We start from the raw sequence: 14,517 nt of genomic DNA on the forward strand, positions 1-14,517 counted from the left end.
ACAGGGGCGGCACCGTGCCGCTCCTGTCACCCGGAGAATCATGCTCTTTTTCATTCTGCGCAAGATCGCCGCGGGCCTCGTCCTGCTCGTGGTCGTCAGCTTTCTGACCTTCACCCTGCTGTATCTGTCGAGCAGCAACATCGCGCTCAACATGATCGGCGACAACGCGACGCCGGAGCAGATCGCCGCCGTCGAGCAGCGGCTCGGTCTCGACCAGCCGCTGTTCGCGCGATACTTCGCCTGGGTGGGTGCCGCCCTCGCGGGCGACCTGGGAACCTCCTGGTTCTCACCCGGAACGGTCGCATCCTCGATCGCCAGCCGCCTGCCGGTCACCCTCGCACTGATCCTGACAGCGGTGATGATCACCGCCATCGTCGCCACCGCCCTGGGCGTGCTCGCCGCGACGCGTCGCGGATGGGCGGATCGCCTCGTCCAGGTGGGCGCGATCGTGGGCGACGCGATCCCCGGCTTCGTGCTCGCGGTGTTCCTCATCACGCTGTTCGCGGTCCAGTTGCAGCTGCTCCCCGCGATCTCCACGATCCGCCCGGGCGTCGGTCTCGACGCATGGGTCTTCTCACTCATCCTCCCCGTGGCGGCGATCGTGGTGGCATCGACCACCAACTCCGCCCAGCAGATCCGAAGCGCGGTGATCAGCGAGCTCGGTCGTGACTACGTCCGGACGCTTCGCAGCCGAGGCATCGGAGAGCGCGAGATCCTCTTCCTGCACGTGCTGCGCGGGGCCGCACCCGCGGGGCTCACCGTCCTCGGGCTTCAATTCGTGGGTCTGCTCAGCGCATCCGTGATCGTGGAGTCGATCTTCGCGTTGCCCGGGCTCGGCTCTCTCGCTGTCACGGCGACATCGCAGTCCGACATCCCGGTCGTGATGGGCATCGTGATCGTCACGGTCATCCTCGTCGTCATCGTCAACCTGCTCGTCGATCTCGCCAACGGCTGGCTCAACCCGAAGGTGCGTGTCTCATGACCGCGGCCGACTTCGCCACATCCAATGTCCTCGCGCCGGTTCCACGACGCGACCCGCTCCTTCGCCGACTGCTACGCAACCCCATGGGCGCGATCTCGATGTCGGTCCTTCTCGTGGTCGCCTTCCTCGCGGTGTTCGGTCCGCTGCTGGCACCGATCGACCCCAACTTCTCGGACGCTCGCAACATCCTGGGCCCTCCCAGCGGCGCCCACATCCTCGGGACGGATCCTGCCGGACGCGATGTCTGGAGTCGACTGCTCACAGGCGCCCAGCTCACGATCGCGGCCGCCCTTTTGTGCGTGGCCGTCTCGCTCGCGATCGGCGTGCCTGCAGGGCTGCTGGCCGGCTACTACGGCGGTGTCTTCGATCGCGCGTCCGGATGGGCGAGTGAGCTTCTGATGAGCCTGCCCGGCATGATCGTGCTGCTGGCGGTGCGCGCGGCGCTCGGACCTTCGGTGTGGATCGCGATGGGGATGCTCGGCATCCTCATCTCTCCCGCCTACTTCCGGCTCGTGCGCGCCGCCGTGCGCAACGTGCGCAACGAGCTCTATGTCGACGCCGCCCGGGTATCAGGACTGAGCGATCGTCGCATCATCGCGCGGCACATTGTCTACGTCGTCCGCGCGCCCATCATCATCCAGACCGCGATGATCCTCGGTCTTGCGATCGCCGTGCAGTCGGGACTCCAGTTCCTCGGCCTGGGAGATGCGCTCAGCATCACCTGGGGCTCGATGCTGGGCCAGGGCTTCGACGCCCTGTACCGCGCGCCCCTGCTCATCCTGTGGCCCGCGCTGGCCATCGGTGCGACGGTCGGTGCTGCGGTCCTGTTCGCCAATGCCCTACGTGACGCGCTGGAGGACACCGCCTCCGGAACCGAGGGTCGTCGGCGCCGGCGCACCCAGGCGACCTCCGCTGGTGCGGCGAACCGACCCGCTGCCACAGCCCGGGAAGAGCACAGTGAGGACCCGAGCGAGGCCACAGAGGACGTGGCCGCCGACGCCATGCTCTGTGTGTCGCAGCTCGCGATCGCCTTCGAGCAGAAGGACGGCTCGCTCAAGCGCGTCGTAGACGGTGTCTCACTCTCGGTGCGACCAGGGGAAGTCGTCGGGCTGGTCGGCGAGTCGGGCTCGGGCAAGACCCAGACCGCGTTCGCGATTCTCGGCCTGCTCGCTCCGGAGGCCGAGATCGTCGGTGGTGCGATCGTCGTGGACGGCACGACGACGGTCACAGCGGGTCACATCGATCGGAAGCATCTGGCGCAGCTGCGTGGCCGCCGCATCTCTTACATCCCGCAGGAGCCCATGTCCAACCTCGATCCCAACTTCACGATCGGATCGCAGTTGTCGCGGCCCATGGTGAAGGTGCTCGGGATCTCACGCTCCGAGGCGAAGCGCCGCGCGCTCGAGCTTCTCGCTCGAGTCGGCATCGTCGACCCTGAGAAGACCTATGCGTCCCATCCCCACGAGATCTCGGGGGCATGGCGCAGCGCGTCCTCATCGCCGGCGCCGTCAGCTGCGAACCCGATCTCATCATCGCCGACGAGCCCACCACGGCACTGGATGTGACCGTGCAGGCCGAGGTCCTCGACCTGTTGCGTGACATGAAGGAGGAGCTGGGCGTGGGAATCCTCCTCGTGACGCACAACTTCGGCGTCGTCGCCGACCTCGCAGATCGGGTGGTCGTCATGCGGCACGGGCAGGTCGTGGAGTCCGGTGACGTGCGCAGCATCCTGAACGCGCCGAAAGAGCCGTACACACAGGCGCTGATCGGATCGATGATCCGGGGGCGCGAACCGATGACCATGCTGACGAAGGAGGACTGATCATGCTTCTCGACGTGGCTCACCTGAGTGTCGAATACCGCGGATCCGGGTTCCGACGCAAGCCGTTCCGCGCGCTGTCCGACGTCTCCGTCGCGGTGGACGAGGGGCAGACAGTGGGGCTCGTCGGCGAGTCCGGCTCTGGCAAGACGACGCTCGGTCGCGCGGTGCTGGGACTTGCTCCGGTCACCGAGGGTCGCATCACCTTCGACGGTCGGGACATTACCCATGCCGACCGTGCCGAGCGACGCCGACTCAGCAACGATCTGCAGGTCGTGTTCCAGGACCCCTACGGGTCGCTCAACCCGGCGCTCGAAGTCGGGGACATCCTCGCGGAGCCTCTGGTCGCCACAGGCATGGCGCCGGGGGAGGCGAGGACGCATATCGCGACCCTGCTCGAGCGGGTCGGGCTTCCGGCCGACGCGGCGAGCCGGTATCCGCGCAATTTCTCCGGCGGTCAGCGGCAGCGTATCGCGATCGCTCGGGCGCTCGCCCTGGGGCCGAAGCTGATCGTCTGCGACGAGCCGGTCAGCGCCCTGGACCTCACGACGCAGGCGCGGGTGATCGATCTGCTGCTGCAGATCCAGCGGGATACGGGGGTGGCGTATCTCTTCATCTCTCACGATCTCGATGTCGTTCGGCACGTCAGCCACCGGATCGCGGTGATGTATCGCGGTGAGATCGTCGAACAGGGGCCTGCGCTGCAGGTGGCCGATTCGCCCAGCCACCCCTACACCGAACGACTGCGGCTCGCCTCGCCGGTGCCGGATCCCGACGAGCAGGCGCAGCGTCGCCACGCCCGGGCCCAACTGGCCGGCGGTCAGTCCGCGCGCCCTTGACACGACGACCACGACTACGAGGAGATCAGGAACCCAAATGTTGAAGCCTCGCGCGGGCACGACCCGCGACCTCATCGACCTCGACGGGCTCTGGGCCTTCGCGCTCAGCGACGACGCGCCCGCCGAACCCTGGATGTCGTCTCTGCCGACCTCGGTCGAAATGCCGGTGCCCGCCAGCTACAACGACGTGCTCGCCGACCAGCGCGTGCACGATCACGTCGGCTGGGTGTGGTATCAGCGCACCGTCTTCGTCCCGCGGGGCTGGGACGGCGCGCGCATCGTCCTCCGTGTGGAGGCCGCCACGCACGAGGGCGTCGTGTACGTCGACGACACCGAGGTCGTACGCCATGTCGGCGGCTACCTGCCGTTCGAAGCCGACATCACCGATCGGGTGACCGCGGGTGAAGAGGTGCGGATCACGATCGGGGTCAACAACGAACTCACCAACGAGACGATTCCGCCGGGTGCCGTCACGACCGGGCCCGACGGTGTGCGTCGCCAGATGTACCGGCACGACTTCTACAACTATGCCGGTCTCGCGCGCTCGGTTCGCCTCTACACGACGCCGACCGTGTTCGTCCGCGACATCACCGTCGTGACCGACGTCGATGCATTGACGGGGATCGTCGATGTCGTCGTCGACGCGCAGGGCGGCGAACCCGCCGACATCGTCCCGCGCCTCACGCTCACCGATGCCGCCGGGGACGTGGTCGCCACGGCCGACGAGACGGCCGCCCGACTCGAGGTGGCGAACGCACGCCTGTGGCAGCCGGGAGACGGCTACCTCCACACGCTGCGGGTCGAGCTCTTCGACGGTGACACGGTCGTCGACCGCTACGACCTGCCTGTCGGCATCCGGTCGGTCCGGGTCGAAGGTCAGCGGTTCCTCATCAACGGTGAGCCGTTCTACTTCCGCGGGTTCGGCAAACACGAAGACTCCGCCGTTCGCGGCAAGGGCCACGACGACGCTCTGATGGTGCATGACTTCGCGCTCATGAAGTGGATGGGCGCCAACTCGTTCCGCACCGCCCACTACCCATACGACGAGGCCGTGCTGGATTACGCGGATCGGCACGGAATCGTCGTCATCGACGAAACACCGGCTGTCGGACTCAATCTCGGCCTCGGCGGCGGAGTGCATGGCGGTGGCGGTCAGCTCTCGTTCACGCCCGAGATGTTCAACGACCGCACGCGCGACGCCCATGCGCAGTCCATCCGCGAGCTGATCGCGAGGGACAAGAATCACCCTTCGGTGGTGATGTGGTGTCTGCTCAACGAGCCCGACGCGACGGAAGACGGCTCGCGTCCGTACTTCCAGCCGCTGGTCGATTTGGCGAGGGAACTCGATCCGTCGCGCCCGCTCACGTACGCGAACGAGTTCCGAGCCAGCTTCGACAACGATCGCGTCGTCGATCTCTTCGATGTGATCTGCCTGAACCGCTACTACGGCTGGTATCAGAACACGGGTGATCTCGTCACCGCGGCGGCCCGCCTCGAGGAAGAGCTGCGTGGATGGGCGCGGACATACGACAAGCCGATCCTCATGACGGAGTACGGCACCGACACGGTCGCGGGGCTCCACTCGGTCCTCGTTCAGCCGTGGAGCGAGGAGTACCAGCGCGACTTCCTCGACGCGTACCACGCCGTGTTCGACAAGATCGACGCCGTGGTGGGTGAGCAGATCTGGAACTTCGCTGACTTCCAGACCTCGGCGGGCATCATCCGAGTCGACGGCAACAAGAAGGGCGTCTTCACCCGCGACCGCCGACCGAAGGCCAGCGCCCACGCCCTGCGAGCCCGCTGGACCGCCGCCGAAGCGACCGGCTCCGAGACGTCATGACATCGACGAGAGCGCAGGGGCGTCACGCCCTCTTTCCCGCGGATCCGCATGCGCGCGAGATCGCCGAGGAACTCTACGAGCACGTCCGCGAGGCGCCCATCCTCTCGCCCCACGGACACGTGGACCCGGCGATCCTGGCGGAGGACACGCCGTTCAGCGATCCCACTGAACTGTTCATCACCCGCGACCACTATGTGACGCGCCTCCTGCACGCCGGGGGAGCCCCCCTCGACGCGCTCGGTCTGGCGCCGGACCAGCCGGCCGAGCCGCGCGAGGTCTGGCGGACCCTCGCGGCGAACTGGCATCGATTCGTGGGCACCGCGAGCGGGTACTGGATCGCTCAGGAGCTCGAGAGCCTCTTCGGCGTCGAGGATGAACTGAGTCCGGAGACCGCAGACCGAACCTACGACCGGGTGGCCTCGGGGCTGGCAGAGGCCGCCTTCCGCCCGCGCGCACTGTTCGACCGGTTCGGGATCGAGGTGCTCGCCACGACGGACGACCCGCTCGACGACCTCGCGCGGCACGACCTGCTCGCCTCGGACCCCTCCTTCCGCGGGCGGGTGCTGCCCACCTTCCGCCCGGACGCGTACCTCGACCCCGAGACGCCCGGTTTCGCCGAGCGCGTGGAACGGCTGCTCGCCGCGACAGCGCAGGAGACGACCTTCGCCGGGTACCTCACGGCGCTGGAGGCTCGCCGTGCGTACTTCCTGCAGCACGGTGCGGTGTCCGCGGACCACGGGGTCTACGAGCCGTTCACCACCGATCTCGATCCGGCGCGGGCGCAGGAGCTGTTCGCGGCGGCGCTCGGGGGTTCGCTCGACGATGCGGAGGCACGGCTGTTCCGGGGCCACATGCTGTTCCAGATGGCACGGATGAGCGCTGCGGACGGTCTGGTGATGACGATCCATCCGGGGGTGCGGCGCAATCACCATCGGCCGACGTTCGCCCGGTTCGGAGCCGACACGGGCCATGACATCCCGGTGCGCACCGAGTACACCGAGAACCTGCGGCCGCTGCTGGAGGCGTTCGGCACGGCGCCCGGGTTCCACATGGTGCTGTTCGCCGTGGACGAGGCCGTGTACTCGCGCGAAGTGGCGCCCCTGGCGGGGTTCTACCCGAGCGTCTTCATCGGGGCGCCGTGGTGGTTCCTCGACGCGCCGGACGCGATCCTTCGGTGGCGGTCGGCGGTGACAGAGACGGCCGGGTTCTACCGCTCGAGCGGTTTCATCGACGATACCCGCGCGTTCCTGTCGATTCCCGCCCGGCACGACACCGCCCGACGGGTGGATGCCGCGTTCCTCTCGCGTCTGGTCACGGAGGGTCGGGTGACCCTGCCCACGGCGCGGCGCATCGCCCGTGACCTCGTCGACGCGATTCCGCGTGAGGTGTTCAAGCTGTGACCGCCGTGCCGCTCTCCCGCGAGACTGTCGCCCTCCGCACCGGTGCAGAAGCCGCCCCGCCGCCGGTGCGGATCATCCACCTGGGCCTGGGCCACTTCTTCCGTGCGCACCAGGCGTGGTACACCGCGCATGCCGTCGACGCCCAGGACTGGGGCATCGCCGCGTTCACCGGACGCAGCACGGCGGCCGTCGAGGTGCTGTCGCGCCAGCAGGGCCTGTTCACGGTTGTGGAGCGGGGCCCGGGCGAGGACCGCGTCGAGATCGTGGGCAGCGTCGCCGAGGCGGTGGCGGGCACGGACATCGCCCGCCTGCGCGAGCTCGCCTCCGATCCCGCGGTCGCCGTGATCACGCTCACGGTGACCGAAAGCGGCTACCGCCTCACGCCTGCCGGGTGCCCCGATCTGGACGATGCCGATCTCACCGCAGACCTCGAGGACTTCATCTCCGGCCGCGTGGGCGCGCGGACCGTGCTCGGCAGGCTGGTGACGGCGCTGGACGCGCGCCGCCGCGCGGGTGCCGGGCCGATCGCGGTTGTCTCGTGCGACAACATCCCCGACAACGGCCGCTTCGTCTCGGGGGGCGTTGTGGATTTCGCCCGGCGTGCCGATGCCTCCCTTGCGGAATGGATCGGTGAGCACGTCTCGTTCGTGAGTACATCGGTGGACCGGATCACCCCGCACGTCCAGGGTGTGCCGGACGCGGTGATCGAGGCAGGGTGGATCGACGAATTGCCGGTGGTCACCGAGCCGTTCGCGGACTGGGTGCTCGCCGGCGACTTCCCGGCCGGCCGGCCGGCGTGGGAGACCGCGGGTGCGCGATTCGTCGACGACATCGAACCGTGGGAGAACCGGAAGCTCTGGCTGCTCAACGGCGCGCACAGCATCCTGACCTTCGCCGGCCAGCTTCGCGGCCATGAGACGGTCGCCGACGCGACCGCGGACCCGGAGTGCCGTGCGCTCGTCGACGCGTTCTGGGCGGAAGCGGTGCAGTGCCTCCCCGCGGGGACCGAGCACACCCGATACCGAGAGCAGCTCATCGACCGGTTCTCCAACCCTCGCATCGTCCACCGTCTCGCGCAGATCGCGCCGGAGTCGTCGACCAAAGTCGAGTTCCGGTTCGCCGCCGTCGCGGAACGATCGGTCGGCGCGGGGCGGTCCGCTGCTGCCACCGCGCACGCGATCGCGGTGTGGATTGACTGGCTCCGCTCGCGGCCGGGAGCGCCCGACGCCCGAGCGGCCGAGGTCGCCGCCGCGCTCGCCGCGCCGGATCCTGTCGCGGCGCTCGTACGGATGGTCTCGCCGACCCTCGCCGACGATTCCGGCTTCCTCAGCTCCGTGCGCGCGCACCGGACGTCTCCGACGGCACTGCCGGCGCCGACGTCCGCGCGGTGAACCGCACGCCTTCATCCGTTTCGCTCAAAGGAGAATCTCATGATCATCGACAAGGCCGAGGTGATCGTCACCAGCCCCGACCGTAACTTCGTGACCCTCAAGCTCACGACCGCCGACGGGCTCACGGGCCTCGGTGACGCGACCCTGAACGGCCGGGAGCTCGCCGTCGTCGCGTACCTCACCGAGCACGTCGTGCCGCTGCTGATCGGCAGCGACGCGTCGAGGATCGAGGACACGTGGCAGTTCCTGTACCGGTCGGCGTACTGGCGGCGCGGGCCGGTGACGATGGCTGCGATCGCGGCGGTCGACATGGCGCTGTGGGACATCAAGGGCAAGGCCGCCGGGATGCCGGTGTACCAGCTGCTGGGCGGCGCGTCCCGCTCCGGGCTGCTCGCCTACGGGCACGCGTCGGGCAAGGAGCTGCCCGAGCTGTTCGACAGCGTGCGTTCGCACCTCGAGCAGGGCTACCGCGCGATCCGCATCCAGACCGGCGTGCCCGGCCTGAAAGCGATCTACGGCATCGCGTCGCAGTCCTCCGACACCGGCGGGGGAGAGGCCCGTTACGACCATGAGCCGGCCCGCCGCGGCGCGAAGCCGGTGCAGGAGGACTGGGACACCCGCGCCTACCTGAACCACCTGCCGGGTGTGTTCGAGGCGGTCCGCAACGAGTTCGGTCCCGACATCCCGCTCCTCCACGACGGCCACCACCGGATGACCCCCATCCAGGCGGCGAAGCTCGGCAAGTCCCTGGAGCCGTATGACCTGTTCTGGCTCGAGGACTGCACGCCGGCCGAGAACGCCGAGGCGCTGCGGCTGGTGCGTCAGCACACCACGACGCCGCTGGCGATCGGCGAGATCTTCAACACGGTGTGGGACTTCAAGGACATCATCCGCGACCAGCTCATTGACTACGTCCGCGGCGCCGCCACCCACATGGGCGGCATCAGCCCGCTGAAGAAGACCCTCGAATACGCCGCGATGTACCAGATCAAGTCCGGCATGCACGGCCCCACCGACATCTCGCCGGTCGGGATGGCCGCGGCGATGCACCTGGGCCTCAGCATCCACAACTTCGGCATCCAGGAGTACATGAAGCACGGCGCGAAGACCGATCAGGTGTTCGAGCAGTCGTTCACCTGGTCCGGTGGTCTGCTGCACCCGGGCGACGGGCCGGGGCTGGGCGTGGAGCTGAACCTCGATGAGGCGGGGAAGTATCCGTACGAGCAGGCCTACCTGCCGTACAACCGCCTCGCCGACGGCACGGTGCATGATTGGTGAGATGACCACACCAACGCCCGCCGCGCCCGTCGTCGTGGTGATGGGTGTGTCGGCGGTGGGCAAGTCCACGGTAGCGGGACTGCTGGCGGACCGGCTCGGTGTCGACTGCACCGACGCGGACGACCTGCATCCGGCGGCGAACGTTGCCAAGATGTCCGCGGGGATCGCATTGGACGACCATGACCGCTTACCGTGGCTAGACGCCGTGGGCGCACGACTCGCACAGAGCGGGGCCGAGGGGGGAGTGGCGCTGGCGTGTTCGGCGCTCAAGCGTGCGTATCGCGACCGGCTTCGGGATGCCTGCCCGCAGGTGGTGTTCGTGCATCTCACCGGCTCGCGCGAGTTGCTCGCGGCGCGTGCCGCGGCGCGCGTGGCCCATTTCATGCCCCCGGCTCTGCTGGACTCCCAGCTCGCCGCGCTCGAGCCGCTGGAGGACGACGAGCGCGGAACCGTGGTCGATGTCGCCGGTGATCCGAGTTCGATCGCCACCCGTGCCGAGGAGTGGGTGAGGGCACATGGTTGACCAGACGAAGCCGTGGGACCCAGAGAGCGACGCGATCCCGACCGCGGTCGCGGAGCGGATCGGGCGCCGCGGAGGAACGGCGACGATCTACGACATCGCGGAACTGGCAGGAGTCAGCCCTTCGACGGTGTCGCGGGCACTATCCACTCCCGGTCGGATCAGTCAGAAGACCGAGGCAAAGATCCGCGCGGCGGCCACGAGGCTCGACTTCCGTGTCAATCCGATGGCCCGAGGTCTGCACTCCGGACGGAGCCACACGATCGCGCTGGTGGTCGCGGACATCACCAACCCCGTGGTGTTCGGCATCGTGCGCGGCGCGGAGCAGGCAGCCAGCGCCGCCGGTTACACCCTCGTCATCGCCGAATCGCAGGAGTCCGGTCCCACCGAGGCGGAGGCGGTCGCTCGCCTGATCCCGAGCGTCGACGGAATCGTGCTCGCGACCACGCGTCTCGCCGATGAACGGATTTCTGAGATCGCCGCGCGCAAGCCGGTCGTGCTGATAAACCGCTTCGTCGACGGGGTTCCCAGCGTGCTCCCCGATGTCGAGCAGGGTGTGTCGCAGGTCATCGATCATCTGGCCGAACTCGGGCATGGATCGATCGTGTACGTCGCCGGTCCCGACACGTCGTGGATCAGCGGTCGACGCTGGGAGACGATTCTGCAGGCCGCCGAAGAGCGACAGATCGCCGCCGTCGAGATCGGACCCACCCCGCCGACGATCCCCGGCGGGCGCGACGTTGTCCGGCGTGTGCTCGCAGCTCGTCCGACCGCGGTGGTCGCGTTCAACGACCTGATCGCCATCGGCATCATGCAGGCCGCGGCCGACCGCGGAATCCGCATCCCTGATGACCTGAGCGTCATCGGCTTCGACGACATCCTCGGCAGCGAACTGATCGTGCCCGCGCTCACCACGGTCCGCAGTCAATTGCCGGCAGCAGGCGCACGTGCGGTGGCCAGCATTCTTCGTCGGGTCGAGGCGACGGCCGAGCCGCCGGACGCTGACCTGCCATTGCTTGAGACTACCCTCATCGTCCGTGGGTCGACGGGACGCACTCGGCCCTGACCCCGGTATGGCCAACAGTGGTTCGAAAAACGACGCTTGAACGATGGAGGTGACGTCCGCGGGCGCCTGCTCCGCTACGGTTCAATGCCCGTAGGCGCGTGCGTCTCGTTTGCGTCACCTGTATGCCCGCGAATGCCCATGACTCTCCGCAACCGGCACCGCGAACGCAGTCGTGCCTGCGCAACTGCCGCGTCAACTCGAGATCGTCGGCGAGGCGCTCAACAACCTTCGACGGGTGGACGCTGCGACCGCCGCTTCTATCCCTGAGATCCAGCGCATCGTCGGGCTGTGCAACGTTCTCGCTCACGGGTACGCGGTCGTCGATGACAACGTGGTGTGGGCGGCCGCGACCAGCCGCGTGCCCGAGCTCAGCGACCTTGTCGACAGGCTGCTCGCTGAGTAAACCGTGAGCAAGATCGTCGCGAATCTCCGTCAACCGGGCACATCGACGAAAGGTCGACTCCCGCGGAAGATCAACGAAGAACGGGACCGGAACAGCGAGGAAATGTGATCTGTGATGGGTTCAAATCCCACCGTCACCGCCAGTTTTCGAAGCCCCGAGATCGTTGAAAAATCAACGATCTCGGGGCTTCTTCTTTGCCTTGACGGGCCAAACGTGAACAGAAACGTGAACAAACGCGTTCACGGATTGTTCACGGCGGGCGCCGATCTGGCGGCGCCGAGGCACGATCCGAGGGTCGCGAAGCCCGGAAACATGCGGAACCCGTGGCGGCGGACGGTCGAACCTACGGTGGGAATCTCGCCCATCGTCGGCGGCGCCGACAGCGGCCCATTCAGTCGGGTGCCCGACACCCCGGGGTGACTCAGCCCAACGGTGGAGTTGATCAATGCGGAAGCGGCCCCGCCCATCGGCCCTGCCCATCGGCGCCGCCCCGGACGAACGGACCATTGGCCGGCTCGCGATTCTCAACGGCAGCCGCTCTAAGGCCGTGTCGACCATGGCCGGGACCTGGAGTTGTGGATCCCGAAGCTGCGGACCGGGTCTTTCTGCTGCTCGTCGTATGAGTCATCGCGTTACAACGGCAGGTGTAGCGCACAGCTTGCGCCGCATTGGATCTTCGCCGGCCGGAGGTGTGGTCAGGCGTCGGTCGACAGGCGCACAGATGCGGCCACCGCATCCGCAGCAGTGCGGGACGGCTGGGCGCCGACGCCGCCGGGCCCGCGTGTCGAGGCGGTGCCGCACGCGACACCGAGGGCGAGGCAGTTCTCCACCGTGCCACCGGTGAGGCGGGCAGCTATGAACCCCGCAGCCAGCGAATCACCCGCACCCACGGTGTCGACGAGCTCGCCCGGCGCGTCGGGGGTTGCCGCGCTTATCCGTCGTGAGGCGCCGCGCTCGCGCCACATTGCGGACGCGCCGTCAGCGCCGAGCTTACAGACGACGATCGCGCCCTTAGGCATGCGGTCCAGAACCGACTCGACGGCGTCGTCGATATCGTCGGCGCCGGTGATGCCTCGAAGCTCCTGCTCGTTTCCGAAGAACACGTCGCAGTGCGCCAGCACATCGAGGATTCCGTTGTCCCAGCGCTCTGTCGGGTCGAAGTTGCCGTCGAGGGAAGTCGAGAGTCCCGCCTTGCGCGCGCGCTCGTACAGGGCCGCCGCGTCCGGCCACAGAGATTCCTGCAGGAAGTAGCTGCCGCAATGAAGGTGGGCGGCGCCGTGGATGACCGAGTCGGTCACGTCTGACGCTCGAGTGCGGCCGATCGACCCCATCGCGGTGAGGATCGCCCTGTCGCCGTCGGGGCGGGTCAGGTGTGTCGATGAGCCCGTGGGTGTGGACGGGTCGATGCGCACACTTGACACATCGACCCCGCGCGCGCGCAGTTCGCGGTCGATGTAAGAACCGAACTCATCGTCGCCCCTTACCCCGACCATCGTGGTGGGCACGTTCAGCGCGGCCGCCCCGCACGCGGTGATGGCAGACGAGCTCCCCATCGTGAGTGTCGTGAAGGGCACGATCTGCTCGTGCTGCCCGAATCGGATGGGCTGGTCGGAAAGACCGACGACGAGGTCGACGCACAGCTCGCCCACGACGGCGAGTCCTCGTGGGTTCATTCCGGCAGCGGCGTCAGCCATTGTGTCCACACACCTTCGCAGTCGATGCGGTTCTCGTCCGTCCATGCCCGCACCGCGGACTCTGCGGCGGTACGCGCCGCGTCCATCTTCTCGCGACCGCGATTGGAGCCGTGAATGCTCACGATCGGCCAGAACGACACGGATGCCGCGGCATCCGCCCCGCTCACCGCACTCGCGCCCGACGGCACGAACGTCGCGATGACATCGCCCGTCCCGAGCGAGAGCGCCTCGGCGACCGCCTCGGCGACCGACAGCACCAGCCGATCGACCCCAGGATGGGGTGCGGCGGTGACGGTGACGACGGGCATCAGTTGGTCGCCAGCACCGAACGGTTGAGGAACGGCGGTGTGTCGGGGTTGCGGCCGGCCGCGCGGGCCATCGCCAGCGCGAGCCGATGGGCGATCACGAGATTCGCCTGCGGATCGAGATCGTTGGAGTACACGTCTGCGCCGGTGCTGCGTACGTCAGCGGCGACGACCTCGGGCATATCTCCGAGGAACCACACGAGCGACCCGGGTCCGGCGCACGAGATAGGTCCGTGCTGGTATTCCCATACCGGGTAGGCCTCGGTCCACGCGCCCGCCGACTCGCGCAGCTTCAGGGCTGCCTCATGGGCGAGTCCGACGCCGAAGCGGTGGCCGAGGAAGACGACCTGCTTCACCGTCGCCGGGTCGGTCGGCAGCGGCAGTTCGAGCGCAGTGCGCGCGTCGTCGACGAGAGTGTCGGGGACGCGCCCGATCGAGGCGCGGAGCGTGGCGAGGACGGTGGTGGCGAATCGCGTCTGGACGATCGAGGTCTCGTCGGCGAACCCGAGGTGGACGACACGGTCGCACAGCGTGCCGAGCGGCGTGTCGAGGTCACCGAGGATTGCGGTGATGCGGTGGGTGTCGCGGTAGCGCTCGACGAGGTCGATGACGTCGGCGGTGGTGCCCGAACGCGAGATCACGACGATGTGCTCATCGTCATCGATCCAGGTGAGTTCTGTCGGGATCGCGGCGCGGGTTCGGCCGATGCCGGCATCGTTGCGCAGGTAGGCGTAGGAATCGCCGATGTAGTAGGAGGTTCCGCATCCGATCAGAATCACCTTTTCGCCGGCGCGGGGAAGAAGTCCGATCTCCTCAGCGGGGAGTGAGATCGCCTGTGCCCAGATGTCCGGCTGGCTGGTGAGCTCGCGCTCGGTCACGACGCCCAATGCGGTGGCGTGCTCGTTCATTCGTTTCCTCCTGTCGCTGCCTCGACGGTGAAGCCGTGAGTGAGTAAGCAGAGTCAATCACAAATGAGCACG

14 protein-coding genes are annotated in these 14,517 nt (G+C 67.9%); 11 read left to right on the forward strand and 3 right to left on the reverse strand.

Annotation, left to right across the window (positions count from 1 at the left end):
* Positions 1 to 40: 40 nt before the first annotated feature.
* The 11 genes from HQM25_RS01790 (at position 41) to HQM25_RS01835 (ending at position 11,538) form a co-directional block, all read left to right on the forward strand.
* Positions 41 to 982, forward strand: coding sequence for an ABC transporter permease (locus tag HQM25_RS01790; protein WP_172988635.1), 942 nt, complete (start codon positions 41 to 43; stop codon positions 980 to 982).
* Positions 979 to 2,547: an ATP-binding cassette domain-containing protein gene (locus tag HQM25_RS01795; protein ID WP_254359490.1), complete on the forward strand. Its 1,569-nt coding sequence runs from the start codon at positions 979 to 981 to the stop codon at positions 2,545 to 2,547. The genes HQM25_RS01790 and HQM25_RS01795 overlap by 4 nt, the downstream gene beginning before the upstream one ends.
* Positions 2,460 to 2,804 carry a hypothetical protein gene (locus HQM25_RS17680; RefSeq protein ID WP_254359491.1) on the forward strand — a complete coding sequence of 115 codons (345 nt, stop codon included), beginning with the start codon at positions 2,460 to 2,462 and terminating at the stop codon, positions 2,802 to 2,804. Before HQM25_RS01795 ends, HQM25_RS17680 begins: the two co-directional genes overlap by 88 nt.
* 2 nt (positions 2,805 to 2,806) lie before the next feature.
* On the forward strand, positions 2,807 to 3,640 hold the full coding sequence (locus HQM25_RS01800; protein ID WP_172988636.1) for an ATP-binding cassette domain-containing protein: 834 nt from the start codon (positions 2,807 to 2,809) through the stop codon (positions 3,638 to 3,640).
* 37 nt (positions 3,641 to 3,677) lie between these two features.
* The gene (gene uidA / locus HQM25_RS01805) at positions 3,678 to 5,480 is read left to right on the forward strand and encodes a beta-glucuronidase (RefSeq protein ID WP_172988637.1); all 1,803 of its coding nucleotides are present in this window, start codon (positions 3,678 to 3,680) and stop codon (positions 5,478 to 5,480) included.
* Complete coding sequence (gene uxaC / locus HQM25_RS01810) at positions 5,477 to 6,880, forward strand: glucuronate isomerase (protein WP_172988638.1); 1,404 nt, start codon at positions 5,477 to 5,479, stop codon at positions 6,878 to 6,880. The genes uidA and uxaC overlap by 4 nt, the downstream gene beginning before the upstream one ends.
* Positions 6,877 to 8,271 carry a mannitol dehydrogenase family protein gene (locus tag HQM25_RS01815; protein WP_254359492.1) on the forward strand — a complete coding sequence of 465 codons (1,395 nt, stop codon included), beginning with the start codon at positions 6,877 to 6,879 and terminating at the stop codon, positions 8,269 to 8,271. Before uxaC ends, HQM25_RS01815 begins: the two co-directional genes overlap by 4 nt.
* Before the next feature lie 39 nt (positions 8,272 to 8,310).
* Positions 8,311 to 9,549 (forward strand): D-mannonate dehydratase ManD, encoded by a 1,239-nt coding sequence (gene manD / locus HQM25_RS01820; protein WP_172988639.1) that lies wholly within the window; start codon positions 8,311 to 8,313, stop codon positions 9,547 to 9,549.
* 1 nt (position 9,550) lies between these two features.
* Positions 9,551 to 10,072, forward strand: coding sequence for a gluconokinase (locus tag HQM25_RS01825; protein WP_172988640.1), 522 nt, complete (start codon positions 9,551 to 9,553; stop codon positions 10,070 to 10,072).
* Positions 10,065 to 11,135: a LacI family DNA-binding transcriptional regulator gene (locus tag HQM25_RS01830; protein ID WP_172988641.1), complete on the forward strand. Its 1,071-nt coding sequence runs from the start codon at positions 10,065 to 10,067 to the stop codon at positions 11,133 to 11,135. Before HQM25_RS01825 ends, HQM25_RS01830 begins: the two co-directional genes overlap by 8 nt.
* A gap of 172 nt (positions 11,136 to 11,307) precedes the next feature.
* Positions 11,308 to 11,538 (forward strand): HepT-like ribonuclease domain-containing protein, encoded by a 231-nt coding sequence (locus tag HQM25_RS01835; protein WP_172988642.1) that lies wholly within the window; start codon positions 11,308 to 11,310, stop codon positions 11,536 to 11,538.
* A gap of 695 nt (positions 11,539 to 12,233) precedes the next feature.
* On the opposite strand, the gene HQM25_RS01840 is transcribed toward HQM25_RS01835, so the two are convergent.
* Genes HQM25_RS01840 through HQM25_RS01850 form a run of 3 tightly spaced genes read right to left on the reverse strand, consistent with a single transcriptional unit; the run spans position 12,234 to position 14,445 of the window.
* Positions 12,234 to 13,232, reverse strand: coding sequence for a carbohydrate kinase family protein (locus tag HQM25_RS01840; protein ID WP_172988643.1), 999 nt, complete (start codon positions 13,230 to 13,232; stop codon positions 12,234 to 12,236).
* Complete coding sequence (locus HQM25_RS01845) at positions 13,208 to 13,540, reverse strand: hypothetical protein (RefSeq protein ID WP_172988644.1); 333 nt, start codon at positions 13,538 to 13,540, stop codon at positions 13,208 to 13,210. Before HQM25_RS01845 ends, HQM25_RS01840 begins: the two co-directional genes overlap by 25 nt.
* Positions 13,540 to 14,445, reverse strand: a complete 906-nt coding sequence (locus tag HQM25_RS01850; RefSeq protein ID WP_172988645.1) for an SIS domain-containing protein — start codon at positions 14,443 to 14,445, stop codon at positions 13,540 to 13,542. The genes HQM25_RS01845 and HQM25_RS01850 overlap by 1 nt, the downstream gene beginning before the upstream one ends.
* Positions 14,446 to 14,517: the final 72 nt, after the last annotated feature.

Origin of the sequence: Microbacterium hominis (assembly GCF_013282805.1) — a bacterium.
Lineage (GTDB): Bacteria > Actinomycetota > Actinomycetes > Actinomycetales > Microbacteriaceae > Microbacterium > Microbacterium hominis_B.